The following is a 19,498-nucleotide window of genomic DNA, read 5'->3' as shown; positions in this document are numbered from 1 at the left end:
GATGCCACTGCCATCTTTCAAAGATCAATTTGCTGCGCTGATTGCTGCGCCTTCGGTGAGCTGTACCCAGGCTAACTGGGACCAGAGCAACCGGCCGGTGATCGAGCTGTTGTCTGCGTGGCTGGAAGATCTCGGCTTTAGCTGCGATGTGCAGGAAGTCTCTGCCGGCAAATTCAATCTGCTCGCCAGCTATGGTTCCGGCCCTGGCGGTTTAGTGCTGGCCGGGCATACCGATACTGTGCCGTTCGATGCCGAGTTGTGGCAGACCGACCCGCTCAAATTGACCGAGGCGGATGGCCGCTGGATCGGCTTGGGCAGTTGCGACATGAAGGGGTTCTTTGCCTTGATCATCGAGGCGGTGAAACCTTTGCTTGAGCAGCGCTTCTGCCAGCCATTGCTGATTCTGGCAACGTGCGATGAGGAAAGCTCGATGGCCGGTGCGCGCGCATTGGCCGAGGCGGGCAGGCCGCTGGGGCGGGCGGCGGTGATTGGTGAACCGACCAGCCTCAAGCCCATTCGCATGCACAAAGGCATCATGATGGAGCGCATCGACATTCTCGGGCGCAGTGGCCATTCGTCTGACCCGTCGCTCGGTCACAGTGCGCTGGAAGCCATGCAGGCGGTCATGGGTGAATTGCAGCAACTGCGCAAGCAGTGGCAAAGCGAGTTCAACAACGCCCAGTTCACTGTGCCGCAACCGACGCTGAATTTGGGCTGTATTCATGGTGGCGACAACCCCAATCGCATCTGCGGGCAATGCTCGCTGGAGTTCGACTTGCGCCCTTTACCGGGCATGCAACCCGAGGCACTGCGCGCGGCGATTCGCCAGAAGCTGCAGCCGCTGGCCGAGCTGCATCAGGTCAAAATCGACTATGCGCCGCTGTTCCCGAGTGTGCCGCCGTTCGCGCAGGATGCCGACTGCGAGCTGGTTCGCGTTGCCGAACGGCTCACCGGCCACACTGCAGCAGCAGTAGCCTTTGGCACCGAAGCACCTTATCTTCAGCAGCTTGGCTGTGAGACGCTGGTGCTCGGCCCCGGCAATATCGACTGCGCTCACCAACCCGGCGAGTACCTTGATATGTCACGTTTGCAGCCGACAGTGCGTCTGTTGGGTGAGCTGATACAACACTATTGCCTGACCCCGATTAAACCCTGAATGTGAGGAGCGCCCCGTTGATGCAGTTGCGACGATAACCGGTCGGTACGTTTTGCTGGAGTGAATGAGCCTGCAAAGGCTCCTTAATTTTCATGTTTCACAGGCACTTACATGCACGATTACGTCAACTGGCTGCGCCACGCTTCGCCCTACATCAACGCCCACCGTGACTGCACCTTTGTGGTGATGTTGCCCGGTGAGGGCGTTGCTCATCCCAACTTTGGTAATATCGTCCACGACCTGGTGCTGTTGCACAGCCTGGGTGTGCGACTGGTGCTGGTGCACGGCTCGCGCTCACAAATCGAGGCGCGTCTGAATGCGCGTGGCATCACGCCACATTTTCACCGCGACATGCGGGTTACAGACGGGCCAACCCTTGAGTGCGTAATCGACGCTGTTGGCCAACTGCGTATCGCCATTGAGGCGCGTCTGTCGATGGACATGGCCGCCTCGCCCATGCAGGGCGCCCGCTTGCGGGTTGCCAGCGGTAATTTCGTCACCGCGCGGCCTATTGGTGTGGTCGATGGCGTGGATTATCACCATACCGGCGAAGTGCGTCGGGTCGACCGCAAGGGCATTGGCCGTCTGCTGGATGAGCGCAGTATCGTGCTGCTGTCATCGCTCGGCTATTCGCCCACCGGAGAGATTTTCAATCTGGCCTGTGAAGACGTTGCCACCCGCGCTGCAATTGATCTGGGCGCCGACAAGCTGCTGCTGTTCGGGGCAGACTGCGGTCTGCTGGATGAAAATGGCGCGCTGATTCGCGAGTTGCGTCCCCAGCAGGTGCCGCAACACATGCAGCGTCTGGCTGGCAACTATCAGGCAGAGCTGCTCGAGGCGGCTGCACAGGCGTGCAAGGCTGGAGTGCGGCGCACGCATATCGTCAGCTACGCCGAAGACGGTGCGCTGCTCAACGAGCTGTTCACCCGCACCGGTAACGGTACGTTGGTGGCGCAGGAGCAATTCGAGTCTCTGCGCGAGGCGACCATTGATGATGTGGGCGGCTTGATCGAGCTGATCAGCCCGCTGGAAGATCAGGGCATTCTGGTACGCCGTTCGCGCGAGGTGCTGGAGCGCGAGATCGAGCAGTTCAGCATTGTCGAACGCGAAGGGCTGATTATTGCCTGCGCCGCGCTTTATCCAATTGCAGACTCGGACTTTGCTGAGCTGGCGTGCCTGGCGGTCAATCCAGCCTATCGCCACGGCGGTCGTGGCGATGAGCTGTTGGCACGGATCGAGTCGCGGGCCAGAGCGTTGGGCATGAAGACCCTGTTCGTGCTGACCACGCGCACCGCGCACTGGTTTCGTGAGCGTGGTTTTGTGCCCAGCAGCGTCGAGCGCCTGCCTGCTGCCCGCGCATCGCTGTACAACTTCCAGCGCAACTCCAAGGTCTTCGAGAAGGCGCTGTAAGCAGCGAACGTTATTCCGCGGGAGCGGGTTGCTCGGGCATGCTGAAGTTGTTCTGGCGCCAGGCCTCGTAAACCGCAACCGCGACGGTGTTCGACAGGTTCAGGCTTCGACAACCATCGCGCATCGGCAAGCGCACGCATTGCTCAACGGGCAGTGCGTCGCGCACATCCTGCGGCAGGCCACGGCTTTCCGGGCCAAACAAAAAGGCGTCACCGGGCTTGTAGGCCACTTCGTGAAAGGCCTGCGTGCCTTTGGTGGTGAAGGCAAACACACGTGGATTGCCCAGCGCCTGCAAGCAGCTGTCGAGGTCCGGATAGCGCTTCAGCGTGGCGTATTCGTGATAGTCCAGTCCGGCACGGCGCAGGCGTTTGTCGTCGAGCTCGAAGCCCAGCGGTTCAATCAAGTGCAAGTGGCTGCCGCTATTGGCGCAGAGCCTGATAATGTTGCCGGTATTGGGCGGGATTTCTGGTTGAAAAAGGATAACGTGAAACATGCGCGGCTCCGAGCGTGAAGGCGGGCAGTATTCTACCTCTGATAAGCCTCCAAGGCCGCGTCCGTGGTTAAGGGTTATTGCATCTCTGGCGATATTCGGCTTTTTAATCGGCCTGATGTTCGGAGATTTGCTGCGCCCCGATGCTGTCCGGCTGGAGCAGGTCGAGGTGGTCGATAACGGATTGTATCTGTGGTTCAACGAAGCGCCTCAGGTCAGCGAAAGCCTTCTTGATGGCGCTTACATGCTTGAGTTCGAGAGCCTTGGGCGTGAACAGCAGGGCGAGCTGTTGTTAGCGGGCAAGCCTGCCAATTGGCGGCTCAAGCGTCAGCAACGGCGTTTGCAACTGAGGGTTCTTGCGGCGCGAGGGTTGCTCGGTGACTGGCGTCTTGAGCAACTTGAGAAGCGTTGGAGGCTGAGTGTCAGCCTCCGGGAGGAATAAAAGAGGGGATTCCCCGGCCTGCCTGTACCAAGGTCCCCGAAACTGGGAATGCTTTACTTAATGCAGATACGATGCCAACTTTTGAATTTAAATAAATATCCATATAAATCAGTGACTTGCTGAATATTTGCGGCGACGCTGGATGATTTGCAGGGTTTTTTAAGTGAACCGCACGGGTGCACTGCACCGCGATAAAGCGCCGAAACTGGGCGTTGAAATAAAAAACGGGCTTCATGCCCGTTTTTTGTCGATGCGCAAATTGGATTACTGGTCTGCAATATCCGGCTCTACCAAGTGGGCCAGCTGCACAAGTGATTCCTGCCAGCCCAGATAGCACATCGCTTCTGGAATAACGGCGGGAATGCCAGCTTGAACAATGCTCAGCTCGGTGCCACAGACCACGCTTTTCAGGTCGATCGTGACACGCATCTCACCTACCAGATTGGGGTCGTCAAAGCGGTCGGTGTGGCAGATGCGCTGATTGGCGATCAGCTCAATGTATTCAACGCTGAACGCGTGGCTGCTGCCGGTGCTGAAATTGGTGAAAGACATGCGGTAACCCCCTCCGACGCGCACATCAATCTCTTCGATGGCGCCGGTAAAGCCAAAGGGCGGCAACCAGCGTTCCAGTGCGCTTTTATCAGTGAAGGCTTTGTAAACACGTTCGGCAGGCGCCCGCAGTACGCGGTGCAGTCGAACCGTACCTGTGGCATTAGGCATGGCGCGCTCCTGATTAGAATCAACCTATGACTGCGCTCAATAGCTGAGCCATGGCGCAGGCTATGAGCGAATGGAGTCTTCAATATAGGCTGAAATAATCAGTCGGGAGAAAGCCCCTCAACCGCCCGGCGCTTTCCCTGAATAAGGAGGCTGCGGGCGATTTGCTGTCGGTGCAGGCAAGTGAGTGTTGAATGCCAGCGAGTGGGTCAGGTGAAGAGGGTGGCTTCTTTGCCCACATGAAATTACTGCGATGAAACCAAAGCGCCCCCGATGCCTGATGCATTGGGGGCGCTTTTATTAACACTTAAGGCGTGTGGGGCTGACTCAGTTGTCGTCGTCGCTGTCGTCGTCGCCGCCGTCGATGTTCATGCCCAACTCTTTGATCTTGCGCGTCAGGGTGTTGCGACCCCAGCCGAGCAGCACTGCGGCGTCACGACGTCGGCCAGCGGTATGCTTGAGCGCCGTCTCGATCATGATGCGTTCAAAGGCCGGTACGGCGCTGTCGAGCAGGTTTGAGTTGCCGCGTGCCAGCGCTTGATCAGCCCACTGGCGCAAGGCTTGTTCCCAATTGCTGACCGGTGCGCTCTCTTGCGGCTGGGCGAGCAGCTCAGGCGGCAGGTCGCCAACATGCACTTCACGGCCTGACGCCATGACGGTGATCCAGCGGCAGGTGTTTTCCAGCTGGCGCACGTTACCTGGCCACGGCAAATGCTGCAGGTAGTCTTCGGTTTCGCGTTTCAGCAGTTTCGGCTCAACCGCCAGCTCAAGCGCGGCGCGGCTGAGGAAATGCCGTGCGAGTGTCGGGATGTCTTCGCGGCGGTCCGACAGGCGTGGAATATGAATGCGGATTACGTTGAGGCGGTGGAACAAGTCTTCACGGAACTTGCCATCGTTGACCAGCGTTTCGAGGTTCTGGTGAGTCGCCGCAATGATGCGCACATCAACCTTGACCGGGACATGGCCGCCGACCCGATAAAATTCGCCGTCGGCCAGTACGCGCAGCAAGCGGGTTTGGGTGTCGGCCGGCATATCGCCGATTTCATCGAGGAACAGCGTGCCGCCGTCGGCTTGCTCGAAGCGGCCGCGACGCAGGTTGGCCGCGCCGGTGAATGCGCCTTTTTCGTGGCCGAACAGCTCGGATTCCATCAAGTCCTTGGGAATCGCAGCCATGTTCAGCGCAATGAATGGTGATGCCGAGCGTGGGCTGTGCCGATGCAGGGCGTGGGCGACCAGTTCTTTACCGGTGCCCGACTCGCCATTGATCAGCACGGTGATGTTGGAGTGCGAAAGACGGCCGATGGCGCGGAATACTTCCTGCATCGCCGGCGCTTCGCCGATGATTTCCGGCGTTTGTGCAGCCACTGCCGGAACGTTGAGGTTCTGCTGTTCCTGCGCGTGCTGAATCGCCCGCTTGACCAGCGAAACTGCCTCGTCAACGTCGAACGGCTTGGGCAGGTATTCGAATGCGCCGCCCTGATAAGAGGCCACAGCGCTGTCGAGATCCGAATGCGCAGTCATGATGATGACTGGCAGGCGCGGATGCATTTCGCGGATTTTAGCCAGCAACTCCAGGCCGCTCGCGCCCGGCATGCGGATGTCCGAGATGATCACATCGGGCTGTTGGCGCGTTAGCCGACTGATCAAGCCGTCTGCACTTTCGAAACTCTGAGTAGTCATGCCCTCTTGTTGCAGGGCTTTTTCCAACACCCAGCGGATGGAACGGTCGTCGTCGACGATCCATACGGTTTCACTGTGACTCATGACGGAGTTACTCCTTGTTCCAGCGGCAAAAAGATTGAGAACACGGTGTGGCCGGGATGGCTTTCACACTCAATCAAACCCTGATGCTGACTGATGATGTTCTGAGTAATGGCCAGGCCCAGACCGGTGCCATCGGCACGTCCGCTGACCATGGGGTAGAAGATGGTTTCTTGCAGCTCGGACGGAATTCCCGGTCCGTTGTCGATGATCTCGATTTTAGTCACCAGGCGATGACGAACATGCGCGATGGTGAACTGGCGCAATGCGCGGGTGCGCAGGGTGATCCGGCCGAGGCGAATATCGCTGAGCGGTGCCAGCGCCTGCATGGCGTTGCGCACAATATTGAGCACGGCCTGAATCATTTGTTCGCGGTCGATCAGTACATCCGGGATGCTCGGATCGTAGTCGCGTACCAAGGTGATGCCGCCTTGCGATTCGGCCTCGACCAAATTGCTCACACGCTCCAGCACTTCGTGAATGTTGGTCATGGCCAGCAGCGGCAGCTTGTTTGAGCCAAGCATGCGGTCGACCAGATTACGCAGCCGGTCGGCTTCCTCGATGATTACGTTGGTGTAATCCTTGAGGCTCTCTTCCGGCAGTTCACGCGCCAGCAGTTGCGCCGCGCCGCGAATGCCGCCGAGTGGGTTCTTGATCTCGTGGGCCAGCCCGCGCACCAACATCTTGGTGGTTTCCTGCTTGGACAACTGCGCTTCTTCTTTGGTGATGCGCAACAAGCGGTCACGCGGCAGCACTTCCAGCAGCAGCAGGGTTTCGCCTTTATTGAATAACGGCGTTACGGCGTAGTCGACGGTCAATGTTTGCCCGGACGCCGAGGTCAGTGTCGCTTCGCGCTTGTTGAACGGGTGCGCTTCTTCAACCGCCTGGCGCAGGGAAATCAGCGCCTCTTGCGATTCGGTGAACAGTTCGCTGATGAATTGGCCGTGGCTGCGTTGCCCACTGACAGCCAGCAGCATCTCTGCCGCCGGATTCATGTACTCAAGGCGCAGGTCGGCATTGAGTAGCAAGGTGGCGGTGGTCAGATTGTCGAGCAACAGGCGGTGCAGTGCGTCATTAATGATCATAGGCTTGGGCATTCCGGCAGTTGTCTAGAAAATGCAAGAAGCAAACCAAAGCCCCGAAAAGTCGCAATAAACAGCGTTATTTCGGCGCTTAGCGAATGGTTTAGTGCAAATAGCGGGTTTTGCTGCGACCCAAAATGGGGAGAGTATAGGATTCGACGTGCAGCGGCGCACCGAGATGGTGCGACGCGTTGTCAGGTCAGATAAACGGGACGAAAGGGATGTCCGGCTCTTCGGGTTTTTCGTCGATCGGGCATTCCGGACGAACGCCGTATTCAGGCAGTTGGCAGGGCTTGGCCATGCGTCGCTGAGCCAACGAGGTGCGCAAGATATGCACCGGCTGGTTGGGGGTGCGCTCGACGGTACGGTCCTGCTCATCAATTATTTCAACTGATAACTGGTGCGTACCTCGGTCGAGATTCTCCAGCGGGAATACCGGGCTGGTGCCGGCTTCGCCTGTCACGTTGCCATCCAGCAACAGGCGATAGCGATGGCCTTGTTGCAGGGTCGGCTCGCTGGTGGCGCTGACAATCAGGTCACCGTTATTGCTGCGTATGGTGGCGTCCGGCTGCGGCACCAGAATGCGCAGCAATTGATAGTGAACTTGCGGCTCTGCGGGCTTCTCAACCTTGGTGACCGGCGCTCTGGTTTGCCCGGGCACTGGCATGGTGTTGGTGGTAGGCAGCTCAACGCGTTTGGCGTTGCCTGCCCTGGGTTTGTCGGTGAAGACCCGATTCCCTTCGGCATCAATGTAGGTGTAGACCTGCGCCGCTGCGGAAAAGCTCAACAGCATCAGGCAAAGCATAATGAGGCGCATGATTAAGGGTTATGGGCTCTTGCGTGGAGTGGGTTTGTTAAGTGCCGGGCTGTTGGTGCTCACCCGTTGCACGGTAATCGTAACGCTGTCGCTCTGTTGTACCGGGCCATTTGAACCAACGACCCGAACGGCTAACGTGTGCTCGCCACGGTCAGCATTGGTTACTTGCAGCATCGGTACGCTGCTGGTTTGTCCGTATGGCTGGCCGTCGAGGATCAACTGAAAGCGATGCGCCGGGCTCAGGCGCGGATCAATCTGTACGCCCACGCTGAATGTGCCGTTGTTGGCGCGCAGGGCTTCATCGTCCGGCAGATTGGTCAGTTGCAGGGTGCGGTAAGGCGCCACCTGTTCTTCTGAATCAGACTGGTTGATGGGTGGCGGCATACTGGGCTGCTGAATCTCGACCGTATTGGTCGGTTCAACTTCAACAGTCTCAACCTTGGTGCCGTCAGGCGGCTGATTGGTATACGCGGTATTACCATTGGCGTCAGTGTATTTATAGATTTGAGCGCTAACGGGCAGTGCGATTACCAGCAGTGCGCAAGTGAGCATGCGGCGCATGGTGAGTCTCCCAATTATTGACCCTTGTAGATTTGCACCGCCAGACGCTACTGGCAAGCGACTTGGCTGCGAGCTGCGTCACTGCTGCGCAATTTTGGCCTCTGTCGGGCTAACTCATCGTAAGCGGGTGTTTCCGTTTAAAAGACTCCTAACGCAATGAGGCCACCCGAAGGTGGCCTCATTTTGCAGCTCGCAGGTTTTAGACGCTGTAGTACAGGTCGTATTCCAGCGGGTGTACGAAGGTGCGTACTTTGATTTCTTCTTCGTGCTTGAGCTCAAGGTAAGCATCGATGAAGTCGTCGCTGAATACGCCGCCTTTGGTCAGGAACGCACGACCTTTGTCCAGCTCTTCCAGGGCTTCTTTCAGGCTGCCGCAAACCTGTGGGATTAACTTGCCTTCTTCTGGTGGCAGGTCGTACAGGTTCTTGTCAGCTGCATCGCCAGGGTGGATCTTGTTCTGGATACCATCGATACCGGCCATCAGCAGTGCTGCGAAAGCCAGGTATGGGTTGGCAGCCGGATCCGGGAAGCGAGCTTCGATACGACGAGCTTTAGGGCTCGAAACGTAAGGAATACGGATGGAAGCCGAACGGTTACGTGCCGAGTAGGCCAGCATAACAGGTGCTTCGAAACCTGGGACCAGACGCTTGTACGAGTTGGTCGACGGGTTGGTGAAGCCGTTCAGTGCTTTACCGTGCTTGATGATACCGCCGATGAAGTACAGAGCGGTGTCAGACAGGCCGGCATAGCCTTCGCCGGAGAAGGTGTTCTTGCCGTCTTTGGAGATCGACATGTGAACGTGCATACCCGAGCCGTTGTCGCCGTACAGTGGCTTAGGCATGAAGGTAGCAGTTTTGCCGTAGGCATCAGCTACGTTGTGTACGCAGTACTTCAGGGTCTGAACTTCGTCAGCCTTGGCTACCAGCGTGTTGAACTTAACGCCGATTTCGTTCTGGCCGGCAGTCGCCACTTCGTGGTGGTGAACTTCGATGACCAGGCCCATATCTTCCATGGCATTACACATGGCAGTACGGATTTCGTGGTCGTGGTCGCACGGCGGAACTGGGAAATAACCACCTTTAACAGCAGGACGGTGGCCTTTGTTGCCACCTTCGATGTCTGCGTCAGTGTTCCAGGAACCCTGCTCAGAGAAAATTTTGAACATCGAGCCGGAGATGTCCGACTTGAACTTCACTTCGTCGAAGATGAAGAACTCAGGCTCCGGGCCTACGAATACGGTGTCACCGATACCGGTCGACTTGAGGAACTCTTCAGCGCGCTTGGCGATCGAGCGAGGGTCGCGATCGTAGCCTTGCATGGTGCTTGGTTCGATGATGTCGCAAACCAGAATCAGGGTTGGCTCTTCGGTGAACGGGTCGAGCACAGCAGTGTCGTCAACCGGCATCAGGATCATGTCGGAGGCTTCGATGCCTTTCCAGCCGTGGATGGAGGAGCCGTCGAACATTTTGCCGTGTTCGAAGAATTCGTCGTCCAGTGCGTCGCGAGCCGGCATGGTTACGTGGTGCTGCTTACCCTTGGTGTCAGTGAAGCGCAGGTCTACCCACTTCACGTCGTGTTCTTTAATAAGTTGAATCGACTTCGACATGCTGTCCTCCAGGTGGATAAGGCTCTTTCTGTTGAGCCCTCAAAGTTCAGTAAAGCCTGCGGATACTCCGCCAGGACTCTCTGCCTCACAAGGGAGCAAATTGCATGCCAGTGCACTGTGATGGGTAAAAAGCCAGAAATACTGGCGTATCGGCGTGTTTGCGGTCAGTTTTAGAAAATGCATGCACCAATCTGGCTCTTTATGAAACTGCGACGCACCAATATAGAGCGCTGAAAATGCGCTGTAAGTTTTTTGATCAAACCTTGAGCAATTTCCGGTATAATCCGCGCCCCTGTTTTTTCGCGAGCTTGGCGCGCGTTGCTTCCATGAAACTGATCGTAAAAGTTTTCCCAGAAATCACCATCAAGAGCCGGCCAGTTCGCAAGAACTTCATCCGGCAATTGGCGAAGAACATCCGTTCGGTGCTCCGCGATCTCGATCCGCAGCTGCTGGTTACGGGTGTGTGGGACAACCTGGAAGTCGAAACCAAGATTACCGATGAAAAGATCCTGCGCGAGATGACTGAGCGTCTCAGTTGCACGCCAGGCATCGTTCACTTCCTCGAAGTTAACGAATATCCGCTGGGTGATTTTGATGATGTGCTGGAAAAATGCAAAAAGCATTTCGCCCATCAGCTGCCCGGCAAGATTTTTTCTGTGCGCTGTAAGCGTGCAGGCAAGCATGATTTCAGCTCGATGGACATCGAACGCTATGTTGGCAGCCAGTTGCGCCAGCAGTGCGGTGCGGCCGGGATTTCGCTGAAAGAGCCTGAAGTTGTGGTGCGCATGGAAATTCGCGATCAGCGTCTTTTCGTTATCCACAATCAACACGAAAGCATTGGCGGCTACCCGCTGGGCTCGGTTGAGCAGACCCTGGTCTTGATGTCCGGTGGTTTCGATTCGACCGTTGCGGCGTACCAGATGATGCGCCGTGGCATGGTCACGCATTTCTGCTTCTTCAATCTGGGCGGTCGTGCCCACGAATTGGGCGTGATGGAAGTTGCGCACTATTTATGGAAGAAGTTCGGCAGCTCCCAGCGCGTTCTGTTTGTCAGCGTGCCGTTTGAGGAAGTGCTCGGCGAGATTCTGCAGAAGGTTGATAACAGCCAGATGGGCGTTGTGCTCAAGCGCATGATGCTGCGCGCCTCGGCGCAGGTTGCAGACCGTCTGAATATTGATGCGCTGGTGACCGGCGAAGCCATTTCGCAGGTGTCGAGCCAGACACTGCCGAACCTTTCGGTGATCGATTCGGTGACCGACAAGCTGGTACTGCGTCCGCTGATTGCCAGCCACAAGCAAGACATTATTGATACCGCGACAAAAATCGGCACCGCCGAATTTGCCCGCCATATGCCTGAGTACTGCGGCGTAATCTCGGTGAATCCGACTACGCGCGCCAAGCGCGACCGGATAATTTATGAAGAACAGCAGTTCGACATGGCGATTCTTGAGCGTGCGCTTGAGCGCGCCACTCAGCTGCCGATCGACAAAGTCATCGACGAGTTGGGCAAGGATATTGCTGTGGAAGAGGTCGGCGAAGTGCTGGCCGGCCAGGTAGTCATTGATATCCGTCATCCGGATAGTGCCGAGGACGAGCCGCTTGAGCTGCCCGGTATCGAAGTGCAGACGCTGCCGTTCTATGCCCTGAACAGCCGCTTCAAGGAGCTGGACGCCAATCGCCAATATCTCCTTTATTGCGATAAAGGCGTCATGAGCCGTTTGCATGCTCACCACTTGTTAAACGAGGGGCATGCCAATGTGCGCGTTTATCGTCCGACATAGAACGCCCGGGTTGAATGGCGGAAGCATCCGCCATCGCCCTCCCGACATGAAGACGGCGTAAAACAGCGCCTGTGCACTTACGCCGTCTAGCAGAATTTATATTTAGTTAATACTCGCCGCCTAAACTATGCGGCAACCGAATCCTCTGATTGAGATACACAAGTGATCGATAATCTACGTAACATCGCCATCATCGCCCACGTTGACCACGGTAAAACTACCCTGGTAGACAAACTCCTGCGCCAGTCCGGCACGCTTGATCGTAAAGAGCTTGAAAACGAGCGCGTGATGGACAGCAACGACCAGGAAAAAGAACGTGGTATTACCATTCTGGCGAAAAACACCGCGCTGAAATGGCACGACTACGACATCAACATCGTAGACACCCCGGGGCACGCCGACTTCGGTGGTGAAGTAGAGCGTGTAATGAGCATGGTTGACTCCGTGCTGCTGGTGGTTGACGCCCAAGACGGCCCGATGCCACAGACTCGCTTCGTAACGCAGAAAGCGTTCAAAGCCGGCCTGCGCCCAATCGTTGTAATCAACAAGATCGACCGTCCGGGCGCGCGTCCTGACTGGGTTGTTGACCAGATTTTCGACCTGTTCGACAACCTCGGTGCAACCGAAGAGCAGCTCGACTTCCCAATCGTTTATTGCAGCGCCCTGAACGGTATTGCAGGTCTTGAGCACGACAACCTGCAAGACAACATGGACCCGCTGTTCCAGGCGATCATCGACCACGTACCGGCTCCGGCTGTAGACGTTGATGGCCCGTTCCAGATGCAGATCTCGCAGCTGGACTACAACAGCTTCCTCGGTGTTATCGGTATCGGCCGTATCGCCCGCGGTAAGGTCAAGACCAACACTCCGGTTACCGCTATCGGTACCGACGGCAAGAAGCGCAACGGCCGTATCCTCAAGATCATGGGCCACTCGGGCCTGCAGCGCGTTGAAGTCGGCGAAGCTCAAGCCGGTGACATCGTTTGCGTCAGCGGCATGGACGAACTGTTCATCTCCGACACTCTGTGCGATCCGCTGACCGTTGAGGCGCTGGAGCCACTGACCGTTGACGAGCCAACCGTGAGCATGACCTTCCAGGTTAACGACTCGCCGTTCTGCGGTAAGGAAGGCAAGTTCGTCACCAGCCGTAACATCAAAGAGCGTCTGGACAAAGAACTGCTGTACAACGTGGCACTGCGCGTTGAAGAAGGCGACAGCGCTGACAAGTTCAAGGTCTCTGGCCGTGGCGAACTGCACCTCTCGGTACTGATCGAAACCATGCGTCGCGAAGGCTTCGAACTGGCTGTAGGTCGTCCTGAAGTAATCATCCGCATGGTTGACGGCGTTAAGCACGAACCATTCGAAAACGTCACCATCGACCTGGAAGAGCAGCATCAGGGCCCGATGATGGAACAGATGGGTAACCGTAAAGGCGACCTGACCAACATGGTTCCGGATGGCAAAGGCCGTGTACGTCTTGAGTACACCATTCCTGCGCGTGGCCTGATCGGCTTCCGTAACCAGTTCCTGACCCTGACTTCGGGTTCGGGCATCCTGACCAGCATCTTCAGCCACTATGGCCCGATGAAGTCGGGTGACATGGGCGGCCGCGTTCAGGGCGTTCTGGTTTCGAGCGCTACCGGTAAGGCACTGACTTACTCGCTGGAAACCCTGCAGGCGCGCGGCAAGCTGTTCCTCGGCCACGGCGATGACGTGTACGAAGGCATGCTGGTTGGTATCAACAGCCGTGACAACGACCTGGTTGTTAACCCAACCAAGGGTAAGAAGCTCGACAACATGCGTGCTTCCGGTAAAGACGAAACCATCGCACTGGTTCCGCCAATCCGTTACACCCTCGAACAGGCTCTGGAATTCATCGAAGACGACGAACTGGCTGAAATCACGCCTAAGTCGATCCGTCTGCGCAAGAAGTTCCTGCTTGAGACTGACCGTAAGCGTGCCAGCAAGAACTAAGTTCTAGCCAAGCGCTAAAAACCCCGCCAGTTCCGCTGGCGGGGTTTTTTATGGGTGGCAGAAATTATCTTGGATCTGAGGACATTTTTTTCACAGTCCGATTGCTAGCATCCGAGACCTTGATAACGCATTGCTCTGTGCCACTGCATGCGAGCTGTGAGCGATCGACTGGTTTAGGAGTTATTAATGCAATCATCTAACGCCAAGGAAAGGCAGGGTTGGGACTGGGCGGGGCTCGCCTGGTTATTCCTGTTCTTCTGGTATTTTTCGGGTGTTACCCAGGTTCTGATTCAACTGACCGGGACTAACGGTTTCACCAGTTTTCGTCAGGCATTCCTGGTCAGTGGCCTCTGGCTGATCCCGGTTTTACTGTTTCCCTCCAAGACTAAAAGCATTGCCGGTGGCATCGGTATCGTCCTCTGGCTGACCTCTTTGATTGGTCTGGGCTACTTCTGCATCTACGGCCAGCAGTTCTCACAAAGCGTCATCTTCATCATGTTCGAGTCGAACATGGCTGAGAGCACCGAGTATTTCGGGCAGTACTTTGTCTGGTGGATGGTGCCCGTCTACCTGATTTACACGCTCGGTGCGTGGTTGATCTGGCGCAAAGTGCGCCCGTTGCATTCGGGTAAGTCGCAGTCGTATGCGCTGGCCGTCATCTTGGTGCTTTCGCTGATTGGCTATCCAGCGGTGCGCGAGTACCAGAAAAGCGGCCCGACGCAGGCCGCCATCGACAAATTTGAAGGGCGCTTCGAGCCCGCCGTGCCCTGGCAGTTGGTGGTGGGCTACAACAAGTACCGCAAGCAACTGGAAAACATGAACACCTTGCTTGAGGGCAATGCCAAGCTTGCGCCGCTGACCAATATGGTCGAGGCGCGTGCGGATCAGCCGTCAACGCTGGTGCTGGTGATTGGCGAATCGACTAACCGTCAACGCATGAGCCTGTATGGCTACAACCGCGAAACCACGCCGGAACTGGACAAGTTGCGCGATCAGTTGCAGGTGTTCGATAACGTGGTTACGCCACGGCCCTACACCATCGAAGCCCTGCAACAGGTGCTGACCTTTGCTGATGAGAACAATCCCGATGGTTACCTGAGCACGCCTTCGATCATCAACATGATGGAGCAGGCGGGTTACAAGACCTTCTGGATCACTAACCAGCAGACCATGACCAAGCGCAACACCATGCTCACCACGTTCTCCAAGCAGACCGACGAGCAGGTTTATCTGAACAACAACCTCAATCAGAATGCGCGCCAGTACGACGGCGATGTGCTCAAACCGTTCAACAAGGCACTGGCCGACAAGGCCCCGCGTAAACTGATTGTGGTGCACTTGCTCGGTACGCACATGCGCTACAAGTACCGCTACCCCGAAGAGTTTGAGAAATTCACGGATAACAGCGGTGTGCCGAAATGGGTCACCGAAGATCAGATGCCAACCTACAACAGCTACGACAACGCGGTGCTGTACAACGACTTTGTGGTCTCTAGCCTGATCAAGCAATTCTCGGCCAGTCAGCCAGACGGTTTCCTGCTGTATCTGTCTGATCACGGCGAGGCGGTGTTCGACTCGGCCGATGGCGGTGTGATTGGGCGCAACGAAGGCAAGCCGACAGCGCCGATGTACACCATTCCGTTCATTGTCTGGGCTTCGGACAAGTGGAAACAGCACAGCTCGTTCGACTTCAAGTCGATGCTCAGTCGCCCCTACAGCAGCGCTAACCTGATCCATACATGGGCAGATCTGGCGGGCTTGAGCTTCGCTGAGTTGGACAAGAGCAAGAGCCTGATCAGCGATCAGTTCACCGTGCGGCCGCAGATTATCGGCGACCCGAGTCAGCCTAAGTCGTTAATCGACTTCAGCATGATCAAGACCCGTAAGAACCATCCGGCGCCGGATGAACAGGTGAGCAACCAGCCGCTGATAAAAAGCGGAACTTGATCCGCTGCTACAGGTTTGCACCCGCCCATAAAAAATCCCGCCGATGCGGGATTTTTTATGCCTGCTGTCAGCGAACAGCTTTGGGGATGTACGCGCAGTAACCGGGGCGCGGGCCAATCTTCGGGTGATTGCGGCAGGTTTCCGGGCGCTTGTCGTAAATGGTGCACAGGCGCGTTTTGCGATCGAGATACAGGCAGTCGTTGTTCGACATGCGCGTCAGGGTAAAGATGCCCGACTTCTGGTTATAACGCTCGACGATGCCTTCTTTCTGCAAACGCTTGGCGACATTCTTCGGCGGGTCGCCACGCTCGAACTCATCGACCACGCCCATGCGAATCAAGTCGCTGATGCGCACCTCAACAGGCAGCGTGCAGCAGCTGGAGTTGCAGCTGTGACACATGTCGCTGGTGTATTTGGCCCACGTGTCGAGGCGGTCAATTTCTGCGGCGGCGATCAGGTTGTTTTTCATCGGTCTGCTAAGCGTAGGAGGGAGTTGCGGCGGGTGATGATAGCGGCGTCTGCTTATTTGTGAAGCGTCTTCTGCTCGCCGGTGGTTAATCCAGCAGTTAAATCAGGCTGATGGGCTTTGCTGGCAGGGCGAATTGGCGCGGATCACTCGTTGAAATCAGCGGGCGACGCTGAGCCCAGTGACTAGCTCACCGGCCTTGGTGAGCAAAAAGTGTGACGCAAATCTAATGCAATATTTGCAAAACTGACTAGATTTGATCAGTTGGTCATGCCTATAACAATAAAATAAGGAATACCCTTTGAAACGCATCCTGACTCCGCTTGCTGTGGCGTGCTTGCTCGCCGGTTATTCAACGTCCAGCCATGCTGGCCCCTTCTCAAGCTTGGTGGTATTTGGCGACAGCCTCAGTGATGCCGGCCAGTTTGCTGATCCGGGCGGCCCCGCTGGCGCCACCAACCGCTTCACCAACCGTGTCGGCCCGACCTATCAAGATGGCAGTGGTGAAATCTACGGATCAACCTCGCCAATGTTGTTGGGCGAACAGCTTGGTTTAGGTGCGCAAACGCCATCGACCTCGCAAGTATTTGCCGATCAAGGTTTGGCTGACGGTAATAACTGGGCTGTGGGCGGTTACCGCACCGATCACATTTATAACTCAATCACCCAGGCTGGTGGCTCGGTAGCCGGCACCCGCACCCGTGATGGTTATCTGGTTGATTTAGCGAATCGCGGTCTGAGCCTTGATCCGAATGCGTTGTTCTACGTTAACGGCGGCGGTAACGATTTCCTGCAGGGCACGATTTTTGTCTCCGGGCCAGCGGCTGCGGCCACCCAGCTGGCAGATAGTGTGCGCGCGCTGCAAGGCGCTGGCGCTCGATACATCATGGTCTCGTTGTTGCCAAACGTGGGCACAACACCGGCTATTTCGGGTACGCCTTTGGCGCCAACCGTTAGCGCGATTAGTCAGGGCTTTAATACTGAGCTGGTCCGTCAGCTCGCGCAGATTGATGCGCAAATCATTCCGTTGAACGTGCCGGCACTGTTCACTGAAGTGCTGCAAGATGCGGGCTCTTATGGTTTTGATACCACGCAAAATCTAACCGGCAGCTGTTTTGCTGATTGTGCAAACATCAATGCCACGTGGGGCATCAACAGCGCCACGCCAGACCCCAGCAAACTGCTCTACAACGACGGTGTTCACCCAACCACGGCGGTTCAGCAGATAGTTGCTGACTACGCCTATTCGCTGCTCGCCGCGCCCTGGGAAGTCAGCCTGTTGCCAGAAATGGCGCACGGCACCTTGCGTGCGCATCAAGATCAGCTGCGTAATCAATATGTCGCTGATTGGGAGGCGTGGCAGCCGGTCGGTCAGTGGCGCGCCATTGTGGCCGGTGGCGGACAGCGGTTGGACTTTGACAGCCAGGCGGCATCGCCAAGTGGTGACGGCGATGGCTACAGCTTGAACGTTGGCGGCAGCTACCGGCTTGATGACAGCTGGCGGGTTGGCCTGTTGATGGGCCTTTATGAGCAAAATCTGGAAGTGGGCAGCGCCGACTCTGATTACGACATGCGCAGTTATTTGGGCAGCGTGTTTGCGCAGTACCAGCATAACCGCTGGTGGGCTGACGCCTCGCTCAGCGCGGGCTATCTGGATTATCACGACCTCAAGCGCAAAATCGACTTGGGCCGTGTTGAACGCGTTGAAAAAGGCGACACCGAAGGCTCCTTGTGGGGGCTCTCTGCACGTGCCGGTTACGACATTGCCCAGCCGGGCAGCAATTGGCACCTGAGCCCATTTATCAGCGCCGACTATGCCAAGGTTGAGGTCGACGGCTACGCTGAGTCCGGTAACCGTTCAACGGCGTTGACCTTTGACGATCAGGCCCGTACCTCCAAGCGCTTGGGCATTGGTCTGCAAGGGCGTTGGGCGGTGACGCAAGCCACCCAGCTATTCGCTGAGATTGCCCACGAAACTGAGTACGATGACGACAGCACGGACGTGCGTACCTCGCTCAACAGCTTGCCGGGCATCGACTACGAACTGGCGGGCTACATCCCCGACGATAACCTCGATCGCGCCAGTCTCGGTTTCAGCCAGCAACTGACGAGCGACCTGGCATTGCGTGGCGTATACAGCCTGAGCAAGAGCGACGACAACAAGCAGCAAGGTGTTGCGCTGTCACTCGCCTGGGACTGGTAAGTACCGATGGGCGGCAGCAGGAGACGCTGGCGCCCATAAACGGTTAAACTGCATGCGATTTCCTATCCCTGGAGCCTCACATGTCACGCGTTACCCTGAGCCGCTATCTGATCGAGCAAACCCGCAGCCACAATACTCCGGCTGATCTTCGCTTCTTGATTGAAGTTGTTGCACGGGCCTGCAAGGCGATCAGCCATCAAGTGTCGAAAGGTGCACTGGGCGGCGTGCTCGGCAGCATGGGTACCGAAAACGTGCAGGGTGAGGTACAGAAAAAGCTCGACGTGATCTCCAACGAAATCCTTCTCGAAGCCAACGAGTGGGGCGGTCACCTGGCCGGCATGGCTTCCGAGGAGATGGACAACGCTTATCAGATCCCAGGCCGTTACCCGAAGGGTGCTTACCTGCTGGTATTCGATCCGCTGGACGGCTCGTCGAACATCGACGTCAACGTCTCGGTCGGTACCATTTTCTCGGTACTGCGTTGCCCTGATCGCAAAGGCGACAAGGGTGATCTGGGCGAAGAAGCGTTCCTCCAGCCTGGCTCTCAACAAGTATGCGCTGGCTATGCCATTTATGGCCCGCAAACCATGTTGCTGCTGACCATGGGCAATGGCGTTAAAGGCTTCACCCTGGACCGTGAACTGGGCAGCTTCGTGCTCACCCACGACGACATCAAGGTGCCTGAGGCCACTCAGGAATTCGCCATCAACATGTCCAACCAGCGTCATTGGGAAGAGCCGGTCAAGCGTTACGTCGGCGAGTTGCTGGCTGGCGCCGAAGGCCCGCTGAAGAAGAACTTCAACATGCGTTGGATCGCCGCCATGGTTGCCGACGTTCACCGTATTCTTACCCGCGGCGGCCTGTTCATGTACCCGCGCGATAACCGCGACGACAAGCCGGGCAAGCTGCGCCTGATGTACGAGGCCAACCCGATGGCCTTCATCATCGAGCAGGCGGGCGGTGTTGCCACCGACGGCAACCAGCGGATTCTCGATATCCAGCCGACCTCGTTGCACCAGCGTGTGCCGGTGTTCCTCGGCTCTAAAGAAGAAGTCGAGCGCGTCACCGCTTACCACCAGGAGTAA

16 protein-coding genes are annotated in these 19,498 nt (G+C 56.9%); 8 read left to right on the top strand and 8 right to left on the bottom strand.

Features of this window, described 5'->3' with window-relative positions; translation table 11 throughout:
• Position 1 precedes the first annotated feature (1 nt).
• Both argE and argA read left to right on the top strand, forming a co-directional pair.
• Positions 2-1,156, top strand: coding sequence for an acetylornithine deacetylase (argE, locus tag PMYSY11_RS20265; protein WP_150547854.1), 1,155 nt, complete (start codon positions 2-4; stop codon positions 1,154-1,156).
• Positions 1,157-1,267: 111 nt separating this feature from the next.
• Complete coding sequence (argA, locus tag PMYSY11_RS20260) at positions 1,268-2,566, top strand: amino-acid N-acetyltransferase (RefSeq protein ID WP_069898429.1); 1,299 nt, start codon at positions 1,268-1,270, stop codon at positions 2,564-2,566.
• Positions 2,567-2,576: 10 nt separating this feature from the next.
• On the opposite strand, the gene trmL is transcribed toward argA, so the two are convergent.
• Positions 2,577-3,059 (bottom strand): tRNA (uridine(34)/cytosine(34)/5-carboxymethylaminomethyluridine(34)-2'-O)-methyltransferase TrmL, encoded by a 483-nt coding sequence (gene trmL / locus PMYSY11_RS20255; protein ID WP_069898428.1) that lies wholly within the window; start codon positions 3,057-3,059, stop codon positions 2,577-2,579.
• Here trmL and PMYSY11_RS20250 point away from each other — a divergent pair.
• Positions 3,058-3,498: a hypothetical protein gene (locus PMYSY11_RS20250; RefSeq protein ID WP_150547853.1), complete on the top strand. Its 441-nt coding sequence runs from the start codon at positions 3,058-3,060 to the stop codon at positions 3,496-3,498. The two genes, trmL and PMYSY11_RS20250, sit on opposite strands and share 2 nt — an antisense overlap.
• 264 nt (positions 3,499-3,762) lie before the next feature.
• Here PMYSY11_RS20250 and PMYSY11_RS20245 read toward each other — a convergent pair whose 3' ends face one another.
• The 6 genes from PMYSY11_RS20245 to glnA all read right to left on the bottom strand — a co-directional run bounded on the left by PMYSY11_RS20245 (position 3,763) and on the right by glnA (position 10,042).
• The gene (locus PMYSY11_RS20245; protein ID WP_150547852.1) at positions 3,763-4,218 is read right to left on the bottom strand and encodes an SRPBCC family protein; all 456 of its coding nucleotides are present in this window, start codon (positions 4,216-4,218) and stop codon (positions 3,763-3,765) included.
• Between the two features lie 324 nt (positions 4,219-4,542).
• Positions 4,543-5,979: a nitrogen regulation protein NR(I) gene (ntrC, locus tag PMYSY11_RS20240; protein WP_069898425.1), complete on the bottom strand. Its 1,437-nt coding sequence runs from the start codon at positions 5,977-5,979 to the stop codon at positions 4,543-4,545.
• Positions 5,976-7,061 (bottom strand): nitrogen regulation protein NR(II), encoded by a 1,086-nt coding sequence (gene glnL / locus PMYSY11_RS20235; protein ID WP_069898424.1) that lies wholly within the window; start codon positions 7,059-7,061, stop codon positions 5,976-5,978. Before glnL ends, ntrC begins: the two co-directional genes overlap by 4 nt.
• 196 nt (positions 7,062-7,257) lie before the next feature.
• Complete coding sequence (locus PMYSY11_RS20230; protein WP_069898423.1) at positions 7,258-7,875, bottom strand: DUF4124 domain-containing protein; 618 nt, start codon at positions 7,873-7,875, stop codon at positions 7,258-7,260.
• 9 nt (positions 7,876-7,884) lie between these two features.
• Positions 7,885-8,436 carry a DUF4124 domain-containing protein gene (locus PMYSY11_RS20225; protein WP_090510103.1) on the bottom strand — a complete coding sequence of 184 codons (552 nt, stop codon included), beginning with the start codon at positions 8,434-8,436 and terminating at the stop codon, positions 7,885-7,887.
• Between the two features lie 199 nt (positions 8,437-8,635).
• Positions 8,636-10,042, bottom strand: a complete 1,407-nt coding sequence (gene glnA / locus PMYSY11_RS20220; RefSeq protein WP_069898421.1) for a glutamate--ammonia ligase — start codon at positions 10,040-10,042, stop codon at positions 8,636-8,638.
• Positions 10,043-10,368: 326 nt separating this feature from the next.
• On the opposite strand from glnA, the gene thiI reads away from it, so the two are divergent.
• The 3 genes from thiI (at position 10,369) to cptA (ending at position 15,744) form a co-directional block, all read left to right on the top strand.
• Positions 10,369-11,823, top strand: coding sequence for a tRNA uracil 4-sulfurtransferase ThiI (gene thiI / locus PMYSY11_RS20215; RefSeq protein ID WP_090510106.1), 1,455 nt, complete (start codon positions 10,369-10,371; stop codon positions 11,821-11,823).
• A gap of 162 nt (positions 11,824-11,985) precedes the next feature.
• Positions 11,986-13,797: a translational GTPase TypA gene (typA, locus tag PMYSY11_RS20210; protein ID WP_069898419.1), complete on the top strand. Its 1,812-nt coding sequence runs from the start codon at positions 11,986-11,988 to the stop codon at positions 13,795-13,797.
• A 186-nt stretch (positions 13,798-13,983) separates the two neighbouring features.
• Positions 13,984-15,744, top strand: coding sequence for a phosphoethanolamine transferase CptA (cptA, locus tag PMYSY11_RS20205; protein ID WP_150547851.1), 1,761 nt, complete (start codon positions 13,984-13,986; stop codon positions 15,742-15,744).
• A gap of 67 nt (positions 15,745-15,811) precedes the next feature.
• Here the strand turns inward: cptA and PMYSY11_RS20200 are convergent, their stop codons facing one another.
• Positions 15,812-16,213 carry a YkgJ family cysteine cluster protein gene (locus PMYSY11_RS20200; protein ID WP_069898417.1) on the bottom strand — a complete coding sequence of 134 codons (402 nt, stop codon included), beginning with the start codon at positions 16,211-16,213 and terminating at the stop codon, positions 15,812-15,814.
• A 298-nt stretch (positions 16,214-16,511) separates the two neighbouring features.
• On the opposite strand from PMYSY11_RS20200, the gene estP reads away from it, so the two are divergent.
• Together estP and PMYSY11_RS20190 are read left to right on the top strand one after the other, a co-directional pair.
• The gene (gene estP / locus PMYSY11_RS20195) at positions 16,512-18,413 is read left to right on the top strand and encodes an esterase EstP (RefSeq protein WP_197737962.1); all 1,902 of its coding nucleotides are present in this window, start codon (positions 16,512-16,514) and stop codon (positions 18,411-18,413) included.
• Positions 18,414-18,493: 80 nt separating this feature from the next.
• A complete protein-coding gene (locus tag PMYSY11_RS20190; RefSeq protein WP_069898415.1) occupies positions 18,494-19,498 on the top strand; it encodes a class 1 fructose-bisphosphatase in 1,005 nt (334 codons plus the stop codon).

This window comes from Pseudomonas marincola (assembly GCF_900682675.2).
Lineage (GTDB): Bacteria > Pseudomonadota > Gammaproteobacteria > Pseudomonadales > Pseudomonadaceae > Aquipseudomonas > Aquipseudomonas marincola.
The sequence above is the reverse complement of the archived record's forward strand: the minus strand, read 5'-3'. Positions and strand labels throughout refer to the sequence as shown.